Source organism: Gryllotalpicola kribbensis, assembly GCF_039538245.1.
Taxonomy (GTDB): Bacteria; Actinomycetota; Actinomycetes; order Actinomycetales; family Microbacteriaceae; genus Gryllotalpicola; species Gryllotalpicola kribbensis.
This window is the reverse complement of sequence record NZ_BAABBX010000015.1, coordinates 493,758-513,453: the sequence shown is the minus strand read 5'-3', so window position 1 is coordinate 513,453 and position 19,696 is coordinate 493,758. Positions and strand designations below refer to the sequence as shown.

Below are 19,696 nucleotides of genomic sequence, written 5' to 3'. Positions count from 1 at the left end.
CGCGGCGGCGGCCGCATCACTCCACCGAAGGAAGACGCCTGTGAAGCATCCTGTGCCCCTGCGCAATCTGATTCAGATCGCGCTCGTCGTCGACGACATCGAGCGCGCCCTCGACGCGTGGTGCGAGGTGTTCGACGTTCCCCGCCCTGAGGTGCGGGTGTCGGCGGCCGAGCCGAACCCGAATGAGCTGTACCGCGGCGAGCCGGCGCAGTACGGCCTGAAGGTGGCGGTCGTCGACTGCTCGGAACGCGGCTTCGTCATCGAGCTGCACGAGCCCGACGCGAACCCGTCCACCTTCCGTGAGTTCCTCGACGCGCACGGCAACGGGGTGCACCACCTCGGCTTCCAGGTGGGTGACGCGCGAGACGACGTGGTCGGCGAGCTGGAGTCGAAGGGATTCCCGCTGCGGAACGTCGGCGTGTACCCCGGCGGCAGCTGGACCATCATCGACGGCGAGGGCACGCTCGGCGTCAACCTCAACATCAAACCCCGCCCCTAAGCCGAGGAGGCCGCAACCATGGCGATCCGCAGAATCCTGATCAACACGACCGACGTCGAGCGCAGCGCGGACTTCTACCGCCGCTTCATCGCGGCGCAGCCCGTCGGCGAGGTGACGCCCGAGCGCGCCGAGCTCGACGTCGACACCGCCGTGATCGAACTGCGGCGGCTGGCGGACCCCGCGGCATCCACGTGGGTCGCCGACGACCTCGTCAGGGGCTTCCGTCACGTCGGATTCAAGGTCGCCGATGTGGATGCCCTGGTCGAGCCGCTGAAAGAGGCCGGCGTCCCGTTCCATCTCGACCCGCTCGAGGCGGAAGGCGGTGTGCGCATCGCGTTCTTCTACGCCCCGGAAGGCACCCTGCTCGAGTTCGTCCAGCGCGACCTGCAGTACACGGTCGTGCACGACGAAGGCGGCGTCGCACGCGAACGCGCCCTCGGCACCCCGGCGCGCCCGCGCTTCGACCACGTCGCGGTCACAGTCGCCGACCGCGCGGCGAGCGAGGCGTTCTATGCGCCGCTCGGCTTCACACGCATCGGCACGATCGAGCAGCCGCACGACGCGCGCGGGTTCCACATCGACTACCTCAAGGGCGACGACACCGTGCTCGAGCTGTTCACCTATGACGTGCCGACGACCGAGCGCCCGCCGCAGCTCGACGCTCCGGGTTTCGTCGCCGCGGTGCTGGACGCGCGCGCGGGGGCCGCGGGGGCCGCGGGCGCGCCGGCGAGCGTGACCGGGGCGGTCGAGGTGGGCGAGTTCGCCGGTGAGCGCATCGTCGCGGACGCCGACGGATTCCCGTTCGCCCCGGCCTCGGAGCGGGTCGTTGCCGGCTGAGCGGGCGCCGCGGGCGGTGCCGCCGACTGTGCCGTCGGCGGCACCGGCGCCGGGCTGGGTGCGCCCGCTCGGCGCCACCGGGCTGACCGTCTCCGCACTGTGCCTCGGGGGCGGTCCGCTCGGCGGCATGGCGCAGCTGTTCGGCTATGAGATCAGCGAGGGCAGCGCGATCGAACTCGTGCGCGAGGTGTTCCGCAGCCCCATCAACTTCATCGACACCTCGAACGGCTACTCGAACGGGGCGAGCGAGACGCGCATCGGGCGCGCGATCGCCGAGGAGGGCGGCCTTCCCGCGGGCGTGCTCGTCGAGACGAAGGTCGACCCGAAGGGCGGCGACTACTCGGGTGACCGGGTGCGGCGATCGGTGGAGGAGAGCATGGCGCGCCTCGGGCTCGATCACCTTCCCGTGGTGCACCTGCACGACCCCGAGTTCCACCCCTTCGCTGAGCTCACCGCCCCTGGCGGGGCGGTCGACGCGCTGATCGCCTTGCGGGACGAGGGCCTCATCGGCCATCTCGGCGTCGCGGGCGGTGACGTGCACGAGATCGGGCGCTACGTCGAGCTCGGCGTGTTCGAACTGCTGCTGACGCACAACCGCTGGTCGCTCGTCGACCGCAGCGCCGGGCCGCTTATCGAGGCGGCGGCGGAGCGCGGAATGGGCGTCCTCAACGCGGCCGTGCACGGCGGGGGCATCCTCGCGAAGCCGCACGACGGGCTCACGAGATACGGCTACCGCGAGGCGTCGCCCGCGACGCTCGCGGCGATCGCGGACATGGCGGCACTCGCCGAGGAACACGGCACGGACCTCGCGGCCGTGGCGCTCGCCTGGTCGCTGCGGGACAGCCGGATCGCGTCGACGGTGGTCGGGTTCACGAAACCCGAGCGCATCGGGCAGCTCGTCGCTGCGGCATCCCTCGATCTGCCTGCGTCCTTCTGGGCGCGCATCGACGAGCTCGTGCCCGCGCCCGAGAACTGGCTCGACCACCGCGCCGCGTGACGTCCATGGTCGCTCGTGCGGCGGCCGCGCCGTGCGGGCTCAGCCCCGGCCCGCGCGGAACGGGGTGAGGTGGCTGTGCAGCATCAGCGACGCGGCCCCGAGAGCCGACGTCTCGGCCCCGACCGAGCTCATGCGCACCTCGACGGGGTGGACGGCGCGCATGAAGGCGCCGTTCTCGAGCGCGCGGCGCAGAGTTCCCGCGTAGAGCTCGCCGGCGTCGGCGAAGCCCGGACCGCCGAGGTAGACCGTGTCGAGGTCGAGCAGGTTGGCCATCGACACGACGGCCGTGGCCAGATACTCCGCGGATTCGGTGAGCAGCGCGACACTGCCCGCGTCGCCCTCGGCGGCGGCGCGGGCGATGAGCGCGAAGTCGGCACGCACGTCGTCTTCGGCGGTGTTCTCTTCGAGCCCGAGGGCGGCGGCGAGCTTCTCGTTGGCACGCGCCCGCGCGACCACGGCCGCCGGCGCCGCGAGGGTCTCGAGGCAGCCGCGGCGCCCGCAGAAGCACTCGGGACCGTTGAGGTCGACGGTCATGTGCCCGATCTCGCCGACGTTCCCGGACGCACCGCGGTAGAGGCCGCCGTCGATGACGAGCCCGCAGCCGATGCCCGTGGCCATGTACACGACGGCGAAGTCGTGATCGGCCGGCAGCCGCTGCGACCAGAACTCGCCGAGTGCTGCGCAGTTGCCGTCGTTGTCGAGCGCGACGCGCATGCCGGTGGCGTCGTGCAGGGCGGCCTCGATCGCGAAGTCCTCCCAGTCGCTCGCGACGCGCGAGCGACGCAGCACGCCCCCAGAGGCGTCGAGCCGGCCGGCGGCGGCGACCCCGATGCCGACGACTTCGCCCGGCGCGAGCTTGCTGCGCTTGACGAGCTTGGCGATGTCGCCGGCCATGCGCTTGATGACGAGCGGCGGGGTGGTGTGGCCGAAGCCCTCGGTCTCGAGGTGGTGCACCGCGTGGCCGCTCATGTCGCTCACGACGTAGTTGATGCTGCGCGCGTCGAGCGAGACGCCGATCGCGTAGCGCGCCTTCGTGTTGAGTGTGAGCAGCACCGGCCGCTTGCCGCCCGTCGAGTCGGCGAAGCCGGCTTCGATGACGAGCTCCTGGTCGAGCAGCGTCTTGACGATCTTCGAGATGGTGGCCTCGGTCAGCCCCGACAGCACCGCCAGCTCGCTGCGGCTGACCGACCCGCTCGAGCGGATCAGGTCGAGAATGGCGCTGCGGGTCTCGGCGGAGGACTGCCCCTTCATCCGCCTCGTGGCCATGACCGCACCGCACTTTCCGACGCGGCCCACGCCGCTTCTGGCGTCATCTTACTTAGCTTGAGTAAGTTCGGGCGCGTTGGTCGCACGCCACGCGAGGGCGGCACGCCGGCGTGGCGGATGCGTCACCGAGAGGTGCTGTGATGGGGGAATGTTCGCGCAGAGCGCCGTTTCGGCACCCCTCGGTGGCGCGGCACGGGCGGCCGGGAGGGACGGCCCGCCGGGCGAACGCAGGGCGGCACCGTGCGCGAAGCGGCCCGCTCAGGCATCCGTTGGTATACCAATAGGCTGGTCCGCGTGCTGGGCGTACTGACGGGCTTCGGGATCATCGCATTCGTGATCGCCGTCGGCTACGGCGTCGGCCGCGTGGGCGTCGGCGGGCCGCAGGCCGGTTACGTGCTCAACCGCATCGCGTTCTTCATCACGAACCCCGCCCTGCTCTTCACGGTGCTGGCCAAAGAGGACATCCGCACCGTCGTCTCGGGCGTCGGCCTCGCCGCGAACATCGCGGCCGTCATCGCGGGCCTCGTGTTCCTCGTGCTGAGCCGGCTGTTCTTCCGCCGGCCGGCGGCGCGCACGACCATCGGAGTGCTCGCGTCGAGCTACTCGAACTTCAACAACATCGGCATTCCGGTCGCGGTGTACGTGCTCGGCAGCCCGGCCTACATCGCGCCGGTGCTGCTCGTGCAGCTCATCGTCTTCGCGCCGATCGCGCTCACGGTTCTCGACGTCACGAGCCGCGGCCGGGTGAGCCTGCGCGACATCCTGCTCAACCCCGTGCGGAATCCCATGATCATCGCGTCGGTCGCGGGGGTCGTCGTCGCCGCCTTCGGGTGGACGCTGCCCGACGTCGTCGACAGCGCCTTCACGCTGCTCGGCGGCGCGGCGGTGCCGCTCGTGCTCATGGCCTTCGGCATGTCGCTGCACGGCTCGCCGCCGCTCAAGGCGGTCGGAGCGCGCGCCGAGGTCATCGTCGCCACCGTCTTCAAGGTCGTGCTGATGCCGCTGATCGGGTGGGCTCTCGCCCGCTACGGCTTCCACGTGACGGGGCACCAGCTGTTCGTCACGGTGGTGCTGTGCGCGCTGCCCGCGGCGCAGAACGTCTACAACTTCGCGGCGCGCTACGAGCGCGGCGAGATCGTCGCCCGCGACGCCGTGCTGCTCTCGACGATCCTGTCGGTGCCTGCCGTCTTCGTGGTCGCGCTGCTGCTGACCTAGCACGCCGCGGTCCTCCCGGTTGCGCCACCAGGATCCGCCGTGCGCTACTCGGATCCGAGGCGCGCAGAGCGGAAGCCAGTGGCGCAAGCGATCACAGCGCGCGGGGGCGAGCGGATGCCTGCACCAGCGCACCCCGGCAAGATGAGTGCATGGCCATCACCGTGCGACGCACCACCCGCGACGACTGGCAGGCGATGCGGCGGCTGCGCCTCGAGGCGCTGCAGGACACTCCGATGGCGTTCACGCAGACCTACGAGCACGCCCGCGCGCAGACCGAGGCCGAGTGGCGCGCCTACGCGGGCCGCGGTGAAGAGAGGAATCGGCTGTTCGTGGTCGCGGTCGACGACTCCACCGGCGAGTTCGTCGGCATGATGGGCGGCGCGCTCGACCACGGCGGCGGCGCACCGTTCCTCGTCGGCGTCTATATCTCGCCCCGCTACCGCGGGAAGCGGCGCGGGGTGACCGACCTGTTGCTCGAGGCGATCGAGGACTGGGCGCGCGGCTTCGCCGACCGGCTGCAGCTCGACGTGCACGAGGACAACGACCGGGCCCGGCGCTACTACGCCTCGCGCGGCTTCGTCGAGACCGGCCACACGATGCCGTACCCGCTCGACCGCACCCGGCTCGAGATCAACATGGTGAAGCGGCTCTGAGCGCTAGAAGACCATCGGGCGGTCGTAGTCCTCTTCCGTCTCGACCGCGAGGTCGACGACGACCGGCACGTGATCGGACGGCGCCTCACCCTTGCGCTCATCGCGGTGGATCGAGGCATCCGTCACCAGCTCGGCGAAGCCCTGCGACCCCATGATGAAGTCGATGCGCAGCCCCTCGTTGCGCGGGAAGCGCAGCTGCTTGTAATCCCAGAACGTGTAGCCGGTGGGCACGCGCGGGCGCACCACGTCGGTGAGCCCGGCGCGCTCGAACTCGGCGAACGCGGCTCGCTCTGGCGGTGAGATGTGCGTCGAGACGCCCTGCACGAACGACGGGTCGCCGACATCGGAGTCGAGCGGCGCGACGTTCCAGTCGCCCATCAGCGCGAGCGGCAGCGTCGGGTCGTCGGCGAGCCACTGCCGGGTGTCGTCGGCGAGCACGCGCAGCCAGTCGAGCTTGTAGGCCAGATGCGGGTCGCCGAGCGCGCGTCCGTTCGGCACGTAGAGCGACCAGAGGCGGATGCCTGCGACGGTGGCTCCGAGCGCGCGTGCCTCCTGCGGCAGGTCGGGGCCGTCGGCGCCCTTGAGGAAGCCGGGCTGGCCGGGGAATCCGATCTCGACGTCCTCAAGCGGAAGGCGCGAGGCGAACGCGACGCCGTTCCACTGGTTCAGGCCGTGGATCGCGAGCTCGTAGCCCGCCTCTTCGAACGCCGCCGTCGGGAACTGCTCGGGCTTGCACTTGATCTCTTGCATGGCGAGCACGTCGACGTCCTCGCGCAGCAGCCAGTCGATGACGCGGCCGTAGCGGGTGCGGATCGAGTTGACGTTCCAGGTCGCGACGCGCATGCCCTCAGCCTATTGGCGCGTGCGCGGGTCGAGCCGGCGGCTCGTCTTGCGCCGGTCGACTCGGCGGCCTATCTCACGTCGGTCGACTCGGCGGCCTGTCTTGCGTCGGTCGACTCGGCGGCCGGTCTTGCGTCGGTCGACTCGGCGAAGCCGAATGGAGACCGTGCAAGACTGACGCGCATGTCGGGGGGACACAGACGTTCGCGCGGGCGCGGGTTCGCCTATTGGCTGACATTGCTGATCGGATGCCTGGCCCTCGTCGCCGTCGCCGGGCTGGTGTATCTGCATTTCGCCCCTGAGCGGCTTCCGCAGCTGGTGCCGACGCCGAGTTACTCCACGGGGCCGGGCGGCCTCTATGACCCGGGCGTGACCCTGGTGCCGAACCCGCCCGTGACGCACGCGCCGTAGCCAGCGGCGGCGCGCCGTGCCGTGCCGCGCCGGCCGCGCCGTGCCGCGCCGCCGCGCCGCGCGGGCAGGCCGGTTTTGCGTCCCGCGCCGACATTCGCGCCTTCGCGGTCGGGCGCAAACGTCGGGCGGGGCCACAAAACCCGGCGGCGGGCAGGTGAGAATGGCTGTATGCCCTCTCTGCTTGCGCTCTGCCGCGTCGAGAAGCTGCTGCCGGACCCGGGCTCCGTCGGCGTCACGGCCATCGACAAGCAGCCGGTCGACGGGCGGTTTGACGTCAAGGCCTACGGCGTCTACGGCGATGTGCAGGCCGACCGCAAGAACCACGGCGGGCTCTTCCAGGCGGTGTACGCCTATGCGCAGGAGGAAGCAGACTGGTGGGCGGGCGAGCTCGGGCGGGACATCCCGCCGGGCCTGTTCGGTGAGAACCTGCGCACCTCGGGCCTCGCGGTGTCGCACGCCGAGATCGGCGAGCGCTGGCGCATCGGCGAGAAGCTGATCCTCGAGGTGACCTCGCCGCGCACACCGTGCGCGACGTTCCAGCGGCGTATGGGCGAGTCGCAGTGGGTGAAGCGCTTCACGCAGGCGAACCTGACCGGCGCGTACTTCCGCGTCGTCGAGCGCGGGCCGATCGCCGCGGGCGATGAGATCGAGGTCGTTCATGCCCCGGGCCACGGCATCACCGTGAGCCGGTTCTTCGCCACCGGGCGCCGCGGCGAGGCGGTCGACTTCGCGCGCATCCTCGCGCAGCATCAGCCCGTCGAGACGCTGCACCCCGAGATCGCGGCGCTGGTCCCGTGAGCGACGCGGACGGTCTCCATTCGGCTGCGCCGAGTCGACCAGCGGGTGAAGGTGCGCCGAGTCGACCGGCGGGTGAAGGTGCGCCGAGTCGACCGGCGGGCGGCCTGACGATCGGGTTCAGCGCCGCGCTCGAGCAGTTCGGCCCGGCGGAAGCGGTCGCGCTCGCCGCGTACGCCGAGCAGCACGGCTTCTCGGGCACGACCGCGTCCGACCACTTCCAGCCATGGGTTCCGCAGCAGGGCAGCTCGTCGTTCGTCTGGAACGTGCTGACGGCGATCGCCGAGCGCACGACCGGCGACTTCGGCCCCGGGGTCACGGCGCCGACCTTCCGGCAGCACCCCGCACTCGTCGCCCAGGCGAGTGCCACCCTGGGCCTCATGTATCCGGGCCGGCACTGGCTCGGAATCGGCGCAGGCGAGGCGCTCAGCGAGCACATCGTCGGACAGTACTGGCCGGAGGCCCCCGAGCGCATCAACCGCATGTTCGAGGCGGTCGAGGTGATCCAGAAGCTGTTCGCGTCGGGCATCCGCCACCGAGATGTGAAACATGACGGGCGCTACTTCAAGCTCGAGTCGACCCGGCTGTGGTCGATGCCCGAGGCGGCGCCGGAGATCCTGATCGCAGCGGGCGGGCCGGTCACGGCGCGGCGCGCGGGCAAGACGGCCGACGGGCTCGTCACGACCGGCGCGCCCGTCGACAAGCTCGGGTCGCTGCTCGAGCGGTTCGCCGAGGGGCGGCGCGAGTCGGGGCGCAGCCCCGAGACCGCGACGAAGGTCCTGCAGCTGCACCTGTCGTGGGCGCCGACCGACGAGGAGGCCGTGCACAACGCCCTCACCGAGTGGCCGAACGGCGGCATGCACTTCCCGAAGGCCGACCTGCGCAGCCCGTGGGAGTTCGAGCAGCTCGCCAAGATGGTGCGGCCCGAGGACTTCGAGGGCCGTCTGCTGATCTCGTCAGACCCCGAGGTGCACCGCGCGGCGATCCAGCGGTACGCCGACCTCGGCTTCGACCGCATCTACCTGCACAACGTCGGCCGCAACCAGCGCGAATGGGTCGACGTGTTCGGCCGCGACGTCCTTCCGAAGGTGACGAGATGATTTCTGCCTGGGCCCTTGACGGCATCCCCGAGATCTCGCCGGGCGCCGATCTCGTGCAGCTGATCGGCGACGCGCTCGCGAACGATGAGAACGGATGCCTGGACGGCGACATCCTCGTCGTGACGAGCAAGATCCTCTCGAAAGCCGAGGGGCGCATCGTCGAGGCATCCGACCGGGAAGACGCGATCACCGCCGAGACGGTGCGCGTGGTCGCGACGCGCGCGTACGAGGGCGGGGTGACGCGCATCGTCGAGAATCGTCTCGGCATCGTCGGCGCTGCGGCTGGCGTCGACGCCTCGAACACGGCCGAGGGCACCGTGCTGCTGCTGCCCGTCGACCCGGATGCCTCGGCACGCGCGCTCGCGGCAGCGCTGCGCGAGCGGTTCGGGGTGCGGCTCGGAATCATCGTCTCGGACACCCTCGGGCGTGCGTGGCGCATCGGGCAGACCGACATCGCGATCGGCGCGGCCGGGGTGCTGGTCGTCGACGATCTGCGCGGCCAGGCCGACCAGCAGGGGCGCCCGCTCGCCGTGACCGTGCCCGTCGTGGCCGATGAGCTGGCCGGCCTCGGCGATCTGGTGAAGGGCAAGGCATCCGGCCGCCCGGTCGCGGTCGTGCGCGGCATGGGGCGCCTCGTGACCGACGAGGTCGATGTGCCCGGCGCGCGCACGCTGCCGCGCACCGGCCCGACCGACATGTTCCGCCTCGGCACCGACGAGGCGTACCGCCTGGGTGTGGCCGGCGAGCCGCTGCCGTGAGCTGGCGCGTCGTCGTCCCGTTCAAGGGCGCCCCGAACTCGAAGTCGCGTCTCGCGGCGCGCTTCGACGACCTGGCGCGTCATGCGCTCGCGCTCGCCTTCCTGCAGGACGTCGTCGCAGCGGCCCGGGCGGCCCCCGGGGTGAGCGGCGTGACGCTGGTGTCGAGTGAACCGGGGCTCGCGACTCTCTTCCCGAGCGACCCCGCGCACCCCGACGCCGCGCCGGTCGACGTCACCCCTGACCCCCGGCACGGGCTGAACGGGGCGATCGCGCACGGCATCCGCGTCGCGCGAGCTCACGACGGCGCCGCGCACGTCGCCGTGCTGCTCGGCGATCTGCCCGAGCTCACGGCGGCCGAGCTCTCGGCGACGCTGGCGCTCGCGGCGGGGCATCCGCTGTCATATGTGACGGATGCCGCGGGAACCGGCACCTCGATGATCACGCTGGCCCCGGGCGAGACGGCGCAGCCGCGGTTCGGCGCGGGGTCGGCGGCGGCGCACGCGGCGGGGGGCTTCGTGCGGCTCGAGGTAGCGGCGGAATCGGGCCTGCGCCGCGACGTCGACGCCCCGGACGACGTCGACCGCATCGCGCGGCCGGGGCGCTTCACGGCGGCGGTGCTCGCGGCAGTGGTTCCCGAATCGGCGCGCTGAGGTTTCGGGCGGCGCGTCCTGCCCGGAGCACTTGAACGAGAGCACCGTTTTTTCGCACGAGAGAACCAATGTCTCTGCGCGGGCGACATTGGGGCCGGGCGAGCACCAACGGTGCTCTCACGCGCAGAAATGGTTCCGTCGTCCAAGTGTCCGCGAAGAGTCCTGCCACGATGGGGCGATGGCATCCGATGCACTGACCGAACTGTGGCCCGCCGCCGGGGTGCGCGCACGCGCCGGCGACCTCGAGCTGCGCTGGATCGACGACGACCTTCTCGTGCAACTCGCCGAGCTGGCCGGGCGCGGCGTGCACGACCCCGCGACGATGCCGTTCTACACGCCCTGGACGCGCGGCACCGCTGAGCAGGTCGCGCGTAGCGTGCTCACCTACCAGTGGGCGGTGCGCCAGAACGTTGGGCAGAAGCTCACGCTCGAGTTCGCCGTCCTCTCAAAGGGCGTCGTTGTCGGGTCCCAGGGCGCAAGCGGGTCGGACTGGCCCGTGCTGCGCGAGGTCGAGACCGGTTCGTGGCTCGGGCTCGAGTACCAGGGTCACGGCATCGGCAGCCGCATGCGGGCACTCATGCTGCACTTGCTCTTCGAGGGCCTCGGCGCCGACCACGTGACCTCCGGCGCCTTCGACGACAACGTCCGCTCGAACGCCGTGTCGCGGAAGGTCGGCTACGAATTCGACGGCATCGCGCGTGTTGCGCGCGAGGGCGCGGCGGGCACCGTGAACCGCTACCGGATGTCGCGCGAGCGGTGGCTCGAGGTGCGAGACCGTCACGTCGAGCTGCTCGGCGCGCCCGTCGAGCTCGAGGGGGTCGAGCGCTTCCGCGCGCAGCTCGAGCAGCCGCACGACTAAGCGGTCGCCACCTGCTGAGGCATCCGCTCGATCGATGCCGCGTGAAGTGGCGACCGCTTTCGCGTGTCTGACCGCCCTGCTCTAGACGGCGGCCGAGATCGCCTCGAAGTCCTCGTCGGACAGGGTGACGGATGCCCCGGCGATGTTGTCCTCGAGGTGATCCACGCTCGACGTGCCGGGGATCGGCAGCATCACGGGCGAGCGCTTCAGCAGCCACGCCAGCGCGAGCTGCGACGGGCTCGCGCCGGTCTTGTCGGCGATCGCCGCCAGCGGGCCGCCGGGCTGCGAGAGCTTCCCGGTCGCGAGGGGGAACCACGGGATGAAGCCGACGCCGTGCTCGGCCGACCAGTCGAGCAGCTCCTCTGACTGGCGGTTCGTCACGTTGTAGAGGTTCTGCACCGTCACGATGTCGGCGACCTTCCGGGCGGCCTCGACCTCGGCGACCGACACCTCGGAGAGCCCGATGTGGCGGATCTTGCCCTCGCTCTGCAGCGCCGCGAGCTCGCCGACCTGGTCCTCGAGGGGCACCTCGGGGTCGATGCGGTGCAGCTGGAACAGGTCGATCGTGTCGAGCCCGAGGTTGCGCAAGCTGAGCTCGGCCTGCTGGCGCAGGTAGGCGGGGCGGCCGACGGGCGTCCAGATGTTCGGGCCCTGCCGCGTGAGGCCGGCCTTGGTCGCGATGACCAGGTCGTCGCGATAGGGGTGCAGCGCCTTCTTGATCAGCTGCTCGGCGACGACCGGTCCGTAGGAGTCGGCCGTGTCGATGAAGTTCACGCCGAGCTCGACGGTGCGCTGCAGCACACGCACGGCGCCCTCGGGGTCGCGGGACTCGCCCCACACGCCCGGCCCGGGCAGCTGCATCGAGCCGAAGCCGAGGCGGTTGACGGTGAGGTCGCCGCCGATGGTGAACGTGCCGGATGCCGCAGCGGTCAGTTCTGTGTCAGTCATTCAGATCTCCTCAATCGGGTCTGTCCACTTCAATCCCCAGAACGGCCGCCGCCATTCCGCGACCGTCTTTCGGGAGTGTCGTGCGGCTGTCTCGTGCGGCAACTAGCGTGGGCACATGGATCGCGGTGTGAACTGGCTTGCCGTCTGGATGATCATCGGGCTCGTCGTGTGCGCGGCCCTGATCGTGGGGGTGACCCTGGTGCCGGGCTACCACCTCTCGAGCGGGGTCGTGGGCGGCGCCTCGGCGGTCGCGCTGCTCTGACACCTGCGCGAACGGCGCCGGGTCGAAGACGCCGTAGCGCTCGCGGAACTCCGAGACGCGGGCGGGCCACAGCAGCGTGAGGCGGCCGGATGCCTCGTCGCGGTACCAGCTCGAGCATCCGCCCCGCAGCCACACCGTGCCGGCCGCGAGTCGATCGATCTCGGCCGAGTACGCGGCCTCGGCCGCGGCGCCGACCTCGAGCGGGGCCGAGTCGCCATCGGCGCGGCGCGCGTCGAGGTGGTCGAGCGCGCCGAGCACATAGCCGAGCTGCGCCTCGATGATCTCGAAGGCCGAGTGGTGCCCCAGGGCGGCGTTCGGCCCGTCGAGGACGAACAGGTTGGGGAATCCGCTCACCACGGTCGACGCGTGGCTCGTCATGCCCGCGCTCCAGTGCGCCGCGAGGCTCTCGCCGCCGCGGCCGGCGACGAGGCGCGCGAAGGGCGGCCGCGTGGTCTCGAACCCGGTCGCGAAGATGAGCACGTCGAGGTCGTAGCGGGCGCCGGATGCCGCGACCGCGATGCTCCCGTCGACCCGCTCGAGGGCACTGGCCTCGAGCACGACGTTCGGCCGCTGCAGGGCCGGGTAGTAATCGTCGCTGAACACCGCACGCTTGCAGCCGAGCTCGTAGTCGGGGGTGAGGGCAGCGCGCAGCCCGGTGTCGGCGACCTGGGCGCGCAGGTGCGCGAGCGCTCTGCCGCGCAGGGCCTCGAGCGCCGTGGACCCGGCGATGCGCGCGTCGAAGAGCCGCTCGGCCTCGGCGGCGAGCTCGGCGCGGTCGGGCTGCGGGTCGCCCGGCGCGAAGGCCCGGTCGCCCCGGGGCAGCACCCACGCCGCGCTGCGCTGGAACACCGTGACGGATGCCGCGCGCCGCGCGACCTCGGGCAGCAGCTGCACCGCGCTCGCCCCCGTGCCGACGACGCCGACGCGGGCGCCCTCGAGAGGTGCGTCGTCCCAGCGGGCGGAGTGGAATGCGCGGCCCGCGAACGTGTCGAGGCCCGCGATCGCCGGCAGCTTGGGCTCGCTCAGGCGCCCCGCGGCCATGACCAGCGCGCGAGCGCAGTACTCCCCGCGCGGAGTCGTCAGGCGCCAGCATCCGCTCTCGTCATCCCATCGCGCGCTCGTGAGCGGCTCGCCCAGCCGCAGGTGCGGCTCGAGTCCCTCGGCGCGGGCCGTGTCGCGCAGATAGTCGAGGATCTCGGCGCCGGGGGCGAAGCGGCGTGACCAGTGCGCCTTGGGGCGGAACGAGTACGAGTACAGCTGGCTGGGGATGTCGCACGCGACGCCCGGGTAGGTGTTGTCGCGCCAGGTGCCGCCGAGCTCGGTGGCACGCTCGAAGATCAGGAAGTCGTCGCGGCCCGACCGCTTCAGCTGCGCGCCCATGCCGATGCCCGCGATGCCGGCGCCGACGACGGCGACGTCGAGCCACGCTTCGCGGGTCGACTCGCCGAAGGCTAATGGAGACCGAGTCACGCACGATCTCCATTCGCGCTGCGCGCGAGTCGACCAGCGGGCACCGTCACGACACCTCGCCGTAGGTGGTCGTGCGCTGTCTGACCGGCCGGCCGAGCTCGCCCGCGAGCTTCGTGACATCGGCGACCGTGAGCTGCCGCCCCTGCTCGGGCCCGGCGCTCGGGTCGAGGGTGCCGTCGAGCAGCACGCCGCCCAGGTCGTCGGCGCCGCCCGCGAGCACCCGCTGGGCGCCGCGGAGGCCGAGCTTCGTCCACGCGGCCTGGATGTGGTCGATGCGCCCCGCGAGCATGAGCCGCGCGACGGCGTGCACGGCGCGGGACTCGCGCAGGGTCGGCCCGGGGCGCGCGCCGGGCACCTCGACGGGCGATTCGGCGGGCACCCACGGCATCGCGATGAACTCGGTGAAGCCGCCGGTGCGGTCCTGCAGGGCGGCGAGCGCGTGCAGGTGGGCGACCTGGTCCGCGGGGGTGTCGACGTGGCCGTAGACCATGGTGGCGGTCGAGCGCAGGCCGGCGCGGTGCGCGTTCTCCACAGCCTCGATCCAGGCGGATGCCGGAATGTCGGTCCCTCCGGTGAGGATTCCGCGTATGCGATCGTCAAGGATCCGGGCGCCGGTGCCGGGCACCGTGTCGACTCCGGCCCCGCGCAGCTGCGCGAGCCAGTCGGCGAGAGCGAGCCCTGCCCGGGCGGCGCCGTCGATCACCTCGGCGGGCCGGAAGGCGTGCAGGTGCAGCTGCGGCTGCGCGCGCGCGATGGTGCGGGCCAGCTCGAGGTAGCCGTCGGGGCCGAGCTCGCGCGGCGGCATGCCCTGCATGCAGATCTCGGTGGCGCCGAGCGAGACGGCCTCGTCGGCGAGTGCGGCGATCTCGTCGAGCGGCAGGCCGAGCGACGAGTCGATGTTCCGGTTGACGGCGTAGGTGACCGTGTCGCCGACACGGTCGCGGCGCACCCGGTCGGCGAGCTCGGCGAGCGCCTCGAGGTCGTCGCCGTCGGCGTGTAGCAGGGCGACGTACTCGGCGTCGGTGAGCCCGGCCGGGTCGGATTCCGCGCGCTTCAGCACCGACTCGAGGTAGGCGTCGTGCTTCGCGAGGCCGTAGCCGTCGGCGAGTTCGAGGAGCCGGGGCAGCAGCCGGTCGTCGAACCAGTCGGCGCCGCGGCCCGGCTCGGCAGCCGCGGTCGGGCCCGCCGCAGCCGTACCCCGCGCCTCGCGCAGGTAGTGCGGGTGCGCGGTGAGCCGCTCGCGCAGGGTGTAGCCGCCCTCGGCGGTGAGGCGCGCGAGCTCCTCGATCTGCGGCCAGGGGCGCTCGGGGTTCACGTGATCGGGCGTGAGCGGCGAGACACCACCCCAGTCGTCGATGCCGGCGCGGACGAGCAGGGCGAGCTCGCCGGCATCCGTCAGATTCGGCGGCGCCTGCACGCGCATGCCGGGGCCGAGCAGCACGCGGGTCACGGCGACGGCCGCCGCGTACTCCTGCGTCTCGAGATCGACGGCGCCCATCATCGCGGTGGCGTTCTTGGCGCGGAAGTTCTGCACGATCACTTCCTGGATGTGGCCGTGCTTCTCGTGCGCGGCGCGCAGGGCGAGCACGGCGTCGATGCGCTCCTCGGCGCTCTCGCCGATGCCGAGCAGCACGCCGGTCGTGAACGGGATGCGCGAGCGGCCCGCGTCGTCGATCACCCGCAGGCGCACGGCGGGGTCCTTGTCTGGCGACCCGAAGTGCGCCTCGCCGGGCGTCTCCCAGATGCGGGTCGACGTCGTCTCGAGCATCATGCCCATCGAGGGGCCGACGGGCTTCAGCCGCTGCAGCTCGGCCCACGACATGACGCCGGGGTTGAGGTGCGGCAGCAGCCCGGTCTCGCGCAGGATCAGCTCGCCCATCGCGGCGACGTAGTCGAGGGTCGACGCGTAGCCGTGCTCGTCGAGCCACTGCCGGGCGATCGGCCAGCGGTTCTCGGGCCGGTCGCCGAGAGTGAGCAGCGCCTCCTTGCAGCCGAGCGCGGCGCCCTGGCGCGCCACCTCGAGCACGTCCTCGGGCTCCATGTAGGGAGAGATGCCGGCCTTCGCGAGCTTGCCCGGGGTCTGCACGAAGATGCAGTAGTGGCAGCGGTCCTGGCACAGGTGCGTCAGCGGAATGAACACCTTGCGCGAGTAGGTGATCACCCCGGGGCGGCCGGCCGCCGCCAGGCCGTCGTCGCGAATCCGGCCGGCTACCGCGAGCAGCCGGTCGAGGTCGTCGTCACGCGCGGCGAGCAGCGTCGTGGCATCCGCGTGCGACAGCGTCGCCCACGGTTCGCGCGCGGCCTCGAGCCGATCGAGGGCGCCATCGAGCTCGGCGGGGCGGACGTAGGGCGCAGCGGGCGTGCGCAGCATCAGAGGGACAGCCATAGATCACCTGGACATAGGGGAGCGAAGACGGATGCCGGTGCCACCGCCCATCAAAGCCAGATGCGTGACCCCGACCAGCCCAAATCCAGGCCGCTGCCGATGCCCTCAGCCTAACCCCGGGTGTGCGCGCCGCTCAGTCGGATTCCGCGGTCACCGCGGCGATGAGCCCCGGGAACTTCGCGTCGAGCTCGGCGCGGCGCAGCTGGATCTCGTGTCGCCTGCCGTCGATCAGAGTGAGGGTGAGGCCGGCCTCGCGCAGCGTGCGGAAGTGATGCGCCATCGTCGACTTCGTGACGTCGACGTCCCAGTTGTCGAGGGTCTTCGACCGGGGCTCGCCGTCGGCCAGAACGCGCACGATGTGCAGCCGCACCGGGTCGGCGAGCGCTTTCATCACGTCGACGAGCTCGACGTCCTTCATGTCGGGGGCGGGGTAGTCAGGCATCCGGTCGCTCACGCAATAGTTCGACAATCATCGAACTATTGCGTACTCTCTATTGTGTGACGGTTATCGAACAATCCAACGCTACTCGCAACGTCGGGCTGAAGCTGGGAATCCTCGCGGCAGGCCTGTTCGTCGTGGGGACCAATGCGTTCGTCATCGCCGGCGTGCTGCCGGCGATCGCGGCGTCGCTGCACACGACCACGGCTGCGGTCGGCTACTCGATCACCTGGTACAGCATCGTGGTCGCGGTCGGCTCGCCCGCCGTGTCGACCCTGCTGGCGCGGATGCCGCGTGCCACGCTCATGGCGCTGGGCCTCGCCCTCATCGCTGTCGGCACCTTCCTCGCGGCCGCGGCCGCCGGCATCGGGCTCTTCACCGCGGGGCGCATCGTCGCGGCCATCGGAGGTGCGGCGCTCGTGCCCACCGCGACGGCCGCCGCCCCGACCCTCGTCGCCCCCGAGCGGCGCGGGCGCGCTCTCGCCGCGACGGGGCTGGGCTTCTCTCTCGCCTCGGCCGTCGGCGCGCCATTCGGCACCTTCCTCGCCGACCTCGGCGGGTGGCGCCTCGCGCTCTCGGTCATCGGCGCGCTCGCCGCGGTGATCGCCGTCGCCGTGGCGGTCGAGACGCGCGGGCTGCCGCTCGGCCGTGCCGTGCCGTTCGCGGCGCGGTTCTCGGTGCTCGCCCACCCCGGCATCCTGCTCGCGCTGCTGACCACCCTGCTGATGGTGGTCGCCTTCAACGTCGTCTACATCTTCAGCAGCGACATCGTGGCCCCAGCGACCGGGGGCAACGAGAGCGCCCTGGCCGCACTGCTGCTCGTCTACGGAGCGTTCGGCATCGTCGGCAACTGGCTCGGCGGGCGCCTCACCGACGGCATCGGCGGGCGGCTGACGGCGCTCGTGGCACTGGCGCTCGAGGCGGTGGCCTTCGTCGCCCTGATCGCCCTACGCGGCGGCTTCGCGGCGACCGCGGTGCTGTTCGCGCTCTGGGGCGTCGGCGCCTACGCCGCGATCGTGCCCGTGCAGTCGCGGCTCGCGGCGATCGACCCCGAGCGCGCCGGCATCTCGCTGTCGTGGTACTCGACGGGGATGTACGTGGGCATCGCTCTCGCGCCGGTCCTCGGCGCTGCGACGCTGAGCGCCGGCGTTCCGGTCACGCTGCTGGCCGCGGCCGCCGCCGCGCTGCTGGGACTGATCGCGTTCGAGGCGGCGCACCGCCGCTGAGGCCCGCTCGAGACGGTGCTCTGCCACGCCTGGCGTCTGGCGCCCGGCGCCTGGCGGCTCAGGGGCGAAGCGCGTGCGCGCGCACGCGATCGAGCCACTCGCCGACCGCGGCGGTGACGAGCCCGAACTGCTCGCCGATGATGTTGTGACCTGCGGCGTCGAGCACGAGGAGCGACGCGCGCGGGTAGTGATCGAGCCGCCGCCAAGCGTCGACGTAGCCCACGACCTCGTCTTGCCGGCCGGTGATGAACACCGCCGGCTTCGAGAAGGGGGCGGATGCCGCGTCTTCGGGCTCGACATCGAAAGCGTAGTTCCCCGCGATGCGCTCGAGACCGGCCTGGTCGACGGAATCGACCCCCGGCTGGACCGTGTCGACGAAGTTCTCAAGGCCGGCGGCCGACTGCCACACGGCGAACTCGCGGTACCCCTGGGCGACACGGGGCTCGACGCCGTCGAAGATGCCGGGCTCTTCGTGGAGCACGGTGCGCGGCGGCGCCGTGCGCTCGCTGTGCGTCGCGATGAACACGCCGGCGAGCGTGGCCAGCCCGAGCACCTGCTCACCGAAGTCGTGGGCGAGGCGACGCGCCATCATGCCGCCGTAGGAGTTGCCGAGCACCGCGAAGGGCTCGTCGCCGACGGCCTCACGCACGGCGTCGGCGAGGGCGCGCGCCATGTCTTCGGAGCCGGCGACGTCGCCGATCGGTGACCCGCCCATGCCGGGTAGGTCGACGTAGATGCGCCGCCAGCCGCCGCGAGCCGCGAGCGCCGCGTCGAGCGGCAGCAGGATGCGGTGGTCGACGCCGAAGCCGTGGATCAGGATGAGCGGCGTGCCCTCGCCGCGGGTCTCGATGTGCACGCCGCCAACGCTAGGGGCGACCACCGACATCCGATCAGAACAACTCGGCGGCCAGATCGAGCGCGGCGCCGGCGAGGGCCGCCGACGTCTCGGCGTCCTTCATCCAGAGCGGGACACTGCGCGAGCGGATGCCGAGCGCCTCCACCGCCTCGACCGCGTCGGCGTCCTCCTCGGCGACGAGCCAGCCGTCGAGCAGGCCGCGTGGGGCAGGGTCTCCATTCGGCTTCGCCGAGTCGACCACCGGCTTCGCCGAGTCGACCAGAGGCTGCGCCGAGTCGACCGGCGGGGTCGCCGAGTCGACCAGCGGCTGCGCCGAGGCGGCCCGCGAACGCGACCCGTAGTGCCGCGCCACCGCGAGAGCCGAGGTCTCGACTCCGATGGCGGCGAGGCAGGCATCCGCATAGCCGCGCACCGCCGCGCCCCCGATGATCGGCGAGACGCCGACGACCGGCGCTGACGACTCATCGAGCGACGAGCGCACCCCCGGAATCGACAGCACCGTGCCCACCGACACGACCGGGTTCGACGGGGCCACCAGCACGACATCCGCCGTCGCCAGCGCGTCGCGCACGGCGCGCGTGGCCGACGCCGCCGCGAGCCCCAACTGCACGAAGCGCTGCGCGGGAACGGCGGCGCGGTGCTTCACCCACCACTCCTCGAAGTGCACGAGCTCGGGCCCCGACCCGAGGTCGATCTCGACGTGCGTCTCGACCGGCTCGTCGGTCACGGGCAGCAGCCGCACGGGCAGGCCGGCGCCGTCGTTCCAGCGCGACGCGAGCCGCGCGACCACGTCGGTCAGGGGCATTCCCTCGCGCAGCAGCGCCGTGCGCGCGATGTGCGTGCCGAGGTCCAGGTCGCCGAGCGTGAACCACGGCCAGCCGACGCCATAGGCGTTCATCTCGGCGGACACCCGGTACGACTCGTCGCGCAGCCCCCAGCCGCGCTCGTCGTCGTTGACGCCCGCGAGGGTGTACATCATCGAGTCGAGGTCGGGGGTGACTCGCAGCCCGGCGATCCACGAGTCGTCGCCCGTGTTGACGATCGCGGTGACCGTGGGCCGAGATGAGGGCGAGGGATGCCGGCGCTCCAGCTCCGCGACGAGACCGCGCGTGAACCGCGCGCCCCCGACTCCACCCACGAGCACGACGATGTTCTGAGGCATCCCTCGAGCCTATTCGCGCCGGGCCCGCTGCTCGGTCGTCACGAACACGGTCTCAGACGCGCGAGAG

Annotated in this window: 20 protein-coding genes; 12 read left to right on the top strand and 8 right to left on the bottom strand. The window is 71.9% G+C overall.

Features of this window, described 5'->3' with window-relative positions:
- Positions 1–40: 40 nt before the first annotated feature.
- Genes ABD716_RS11875 through ABD716_RS11865 form a run of 3 tightly spaced genes read left to right on the top strand, consistent with a single transcriptional unit; the run spans position 41 to position 2,333 of the window.
- Positions 41–499, top strand: coding sequence for a VOC family protein (locus ABD716_RS11875; protein WP_344777093.1), 459 nt, complete (start codon positions 41–43; stop codon positions 497–499).
- A gap of 18 nt (positions 500–517) precedes the next feature.
- A complete protein-coding gene (locus ABD716_RS11870) occupies positions 518–1,336 on the top strand; it encodes a VOC family protein (protein WP_344777091.1) in 819 nt (272 codons plus the stop codon).
- Positions 1,326–2,333, top strand: coding sequence for an aldo/keto reductase (locus ABD716_RS11865; RefSeq protein WP_344777089.1), 1,008 nt, complete (start codon positions 1,326–1,328; stop codon positions 2,331–2,333). The genes ABD716_RS11870 and ABD716_RS11865 overlap by 11 nt, the downstream gene beginning before the upstream one ends.
- Before the next feature lie 39 nt (positions 2,334–2,372).
- Here the strand turns inward: ABD716_RS11865 and ABD716_RS11860 are convergent, their stop codons facing one another.
- Positions 2,373–3,599 (bottom strand): ROK family transcriptional regulator, encoded by a 1,227-nt coding sequence (locus ABD716_RS11860; protein WP_344777087.1) that lies wholly within the window; start codon positions 3,597–3,599, stop codon positions 2,373–2,375.
- 294 nt (positions 3,600–3,893) lie between these two features.
- Here ABD716_RS11860 and ABD716_RS11855 point away from each other — a divergent pair, with 294 nt between their 5' ends.
- Both ABD716_RS11855 and ABD716_RS11850 read left to right on the top strand, forming a co-directional pair.
- The gene (locus ABD716_RS11855; protein WP_344777085.1) at positions 3,894–4,814 is read left to right on the top strand and encodes an AEC family transporter; all 921 of its coding nucleotides are present in this window, start codon (positions 3,894–3,896) and stop codon (positions 4,812–4,814) included.
- Between the two features lie 149 nt (positions 4,815–4,963).
- A complete protein-coding gene (locus tag ABD716_RS11850) occupies positions 4,964–5,467 on the top strand; it encodes a GNAT family N-acetyltransferase (RefSeq protein WP_344777083.1) in 504 nt (167 codons plus the stop codon).
- A gap of 3 nt (positions 5,468–5,470) precedes the next feature.
- On the opposite strand, the gene ABD716_RS11845 is transcribed toward ABD716_RS11850, so the two are convergent.
- Entirely contained in the window at positions 5,471–6,310 is an 840-nt protein-coding gene (locus tag ABD716_RS11845; protein WP_344777081.1) for an exodeoxyribonuclease III, read from the bottom strand.
- Between the two features lie 180 nt (positions 6,311–6,490).
- On the opposite strand from ABD716_RS11845, the gene ABD716_RS11840 reads away from it, so the two are divergent.
- The 6 genes from ABD716_RS11840 (at position 6,491) to ABD716_RS11815 (ending at position 10,880) form a co-directional block, all read left to right on the top strand.
- Positions 6,491–6,718, top strand: coding sequence for a hypothetical protein (locus ABD716_RS11840; protein WP_344777079.1), 228 nt, complete (start codon positions 6,491–6,493; stop codon positions 6,716–6,718).
- 168 nt (positions 6,719–6,886) lie between these two features.
- Positions 6,887–7,516: an MOSC domain-containing protein gene (locus ABD716_RS11835; protein WP_344777077.1), complete on the top strand. Its 630-nt coding sequence runs from the start codon at positions 6,887–6,889 to the stop codon at positions 7,514–7,516.
- A 104-nt stretch (positions 7,517–7,620) separates the two neighbouring features.
- Positions 7,621–8,613 carry a TIGR03557 family F420-dependent LLM class oxidoreductase gene (locus ABD716_RS11830; protein ID WP_344777267.1) on the top strand — a complete coding sequence of 331 codons (993 nt, stop codon included), beginning with the start codon at positions 7,621–7,623 and terminating at the stop codon, positions 8,611–8,613.
- Positions 8,610–9,371 carry a coenzyme F420-0:L-glutamate ligase gene (gene cofE, locus ABD716_RS11825; protein ID WP_344777075.1) on the top strand — a complete coding sequence of 254 codons (762 nt, stop codon included), beginning with the start codon at positions 8,610–8,612 and terminating at the stop codon, positions 9,369–9,371. Before ABD716_RS11830 ends, cofE begins: the two co-directional genes overlap by 4 nt.
- Positions 9,368–10,021, top strand: a complete 654-nt coding sequence (cofC, locus tag ABD716_RS11820; protein WP_344777073.1) for a 2-phospho-L-lactate guanylyltransferase — start codon at positions 9,368–9,370, stop codon at positions 10,019–10,021. Before cofE ends, cofC begins: the two co-directional genes overlap by 4 nt.
- A 178-nt stretch (positions 10,022–10,199) precedes the next feature.
- Complete coding sequence (locus ABD716_RS11815) at positions 10,200–10,880, top strand: GNAT family N-acetyltransferase (RefSeq protein ID WP_344777071.1); 681 nt, start codon at positions 10,200–10,202, stop codon at positions 10,878–10,880.
- 81 nt (positions 10,881–10,961) lie between these two features.
- Here ABD716_RS11815 and ABD716_RS11810 read toward each other — a convergent pair whose 3' ends face one another.
- The 4 genes from ABD716_RS11810 to ABD716_RS11795 all read right to left on the bottom strand — a co-directional run bounded on the left by ABD716_RS11810 (position 10,962) and on the right by ABD716_RS11795 (position 16,388).
- Positions 10,962–11,828 carry an aldo/keto reductase gene (locus ABD716_RS11810; protein WP_344777069.1) on the bottom strand — a complete coding sequence of 289 codons (867 nt, stop codon included), beginning with the start codon at positions 11,826–11,828 and terminating at the stop codon, positions 10,962–10,964.
- A gap of 10 nt (positions 11,829–11,838) precedes the next feature.
- Positions 11,839–13,560 carry a flavin-containing monooxygenase gene (locus tag ABD716_RS11805; RefSeq protein ID WP_344777067.1) on the bottom strand — a complete coding sequence of 574 codons (1,722 nt, stop codon included), beginning with the start codon at positions 13,558–13,560 and terminating at the stop codon, positions 11,839–11,841.
- Between the two features lie 46 nt (positions 13,561–13,606).
- Entirely contained in the window at positions 13,607–15,946 is a 2,340-nt protein-coding gene (cofG, locus tag ABD716_RS11800) for a 7,8-didemethyl-8-hydroxy-5-deazariboflavin synthase CofG (RefSeq protein WP_344777065.1), read from the bottom strand.
- Positions 15,947–16,079: 133 nt separating this feature from the next.
- Positions 16,080–16,388, bottom strand: a complete 309-nt coding sequence (locus ABD716_RS11795; protein WP_344777063.1) for an ArsR/SmtB family transcription factor — start codon at positions 16,386–16,388, stop codon at positions 16,080–16,082.
- Positions 16,389–16,444: 56 nt separating this feature from the next.
- Here ABD716_RS11795 and ABD716_RS11790 point away from each other — a divergent pair, with 56 nt between their 5' ends.
- Positions 16,445–17,611, top strand: a complete 1,167-nt coding sequence (locus tag ABD716_RS11790; RefSeq protein WP_344777061.1) for an MFS transporter — start codon at positions 16,445–16,447, stop codon at positions 17,609–17,611.
- A gap of 58 nt (positions 17,612–17,669) precedes the next feature.
- On the opposite strand, the gene ABD716_RS11785 is transcribed toward ABD716_RS11790, so the two are convergent.
- Together ABD716_RS11785 and cofD are read right to left on the bottom strand one after the other, a co-directional pair.
- Positions 17,670–18,467 (bottom strand): alpha/beta fold hydrolase, encoded by a 798-nt coding sequence (locus ABD716_RS11785; RefSeq protein ID WP_344777059.1) that lies wholly within the window; start codon positions 18,465–18,467, stop codon positions 17,670–17,672.
- A gap of 34 nt (positions 18,468–18,501) precedes the next feature.
- The gene (cofD, locus tag ABD716_RS11780; RefSeq protein WP_344777057.1) at positions 18,502–19,629 is read right to left on the bottom strand and encodes a 2-phospho-L-lactate transferase; all 1,128 of its coding nucleotides are present in this window, start codon (positions 19,627–19,629) and stop codon (positions 18,502–18,504) included.
- Positions 19,630–19,696: the final 67 nt, after the last annotated feature.

Coding starts and splice junctions, on each gene's coding strand:
- cofE (WP_344777075.1), top strand. CDS start 8,610: ATGATTTCTGCCTGGGCCCTTGACGGCATCCCCGAGATCTCGCCGGGC.
- ABD716_RS11850 (WP_344777083.1), top strand. CDS start 4,964: ATGGCCATCACCGTGCGACGCACCACCCGCGACGACTGGCAGGCGATG.
- ABD716_RS11815 (WP_344777071.1), top strand. CDS start 10,200: ATGGCATCCGATGCACTGACCGAACTGTGGCCCGCCGCCGGGGTGCGC.
- ABD716_RS11840 (WP_344777079.1), top strand. CDS start 6,491: ATGTCGGGGGGACACAGACGTTCGCGCGGGCGCGGGTTCGCCTATTGG.
- cofG (WP_344777065.1), bottom strand. CDS start 15,946: ATGGCTGTCCCTCTGATGCTGCGCACGCCCGCTGCGCCCTACGTCCGC.
- ABD716_RS11870 (WP_344777091.1), top strand. CDS start 518: ATGGCGATCCGCAGAATCCTGATCAACACGACCGACGTCGAGCGCAGC.
- ABD716_RS11845 (WP_344777081.1), bottom strand. CDS start 6,310: ATGCGCGTCGCGACCTGGAACGTCAACTCGATCCGCACCCGCTACGGC.
- ABD716_RS11795 (WP_344777063.1), bottom strand. CDS start 16,388: ATGCCTGACTACCCCGCCCCCGACATGAAGGACGTCGAGCTCGTCGAC.
- ABD716_RS11835 (WP_344777077.1), top strand. CDS start 6,887: ATGCCCTCTCTGCTTGCGCTCTGCCGCGTCGAGAAGCTGCTGCCGGAC.
- ABD716_RS11860 (WP_344777087.1), bottom strand. CDS start 3,599: ATGGCCACGAGGCGGATGAAGGGGCAGTCCTCCGCCGAGACCCGCAGC.
- ABD716_RS11810 (WP_344777069.1), bottom strand. CDS start 11,828: ATGACTGACACAGAACTGACCGCTGCGGCATCCGGCACGTTCACCATC.
- cofD (WP_344777057.1), bottom strand. CDS start 19,629: ATGCCTCAGAACATCGTCGTGCTCGTGGGTGGAGTCGGGGGCGCGCGG.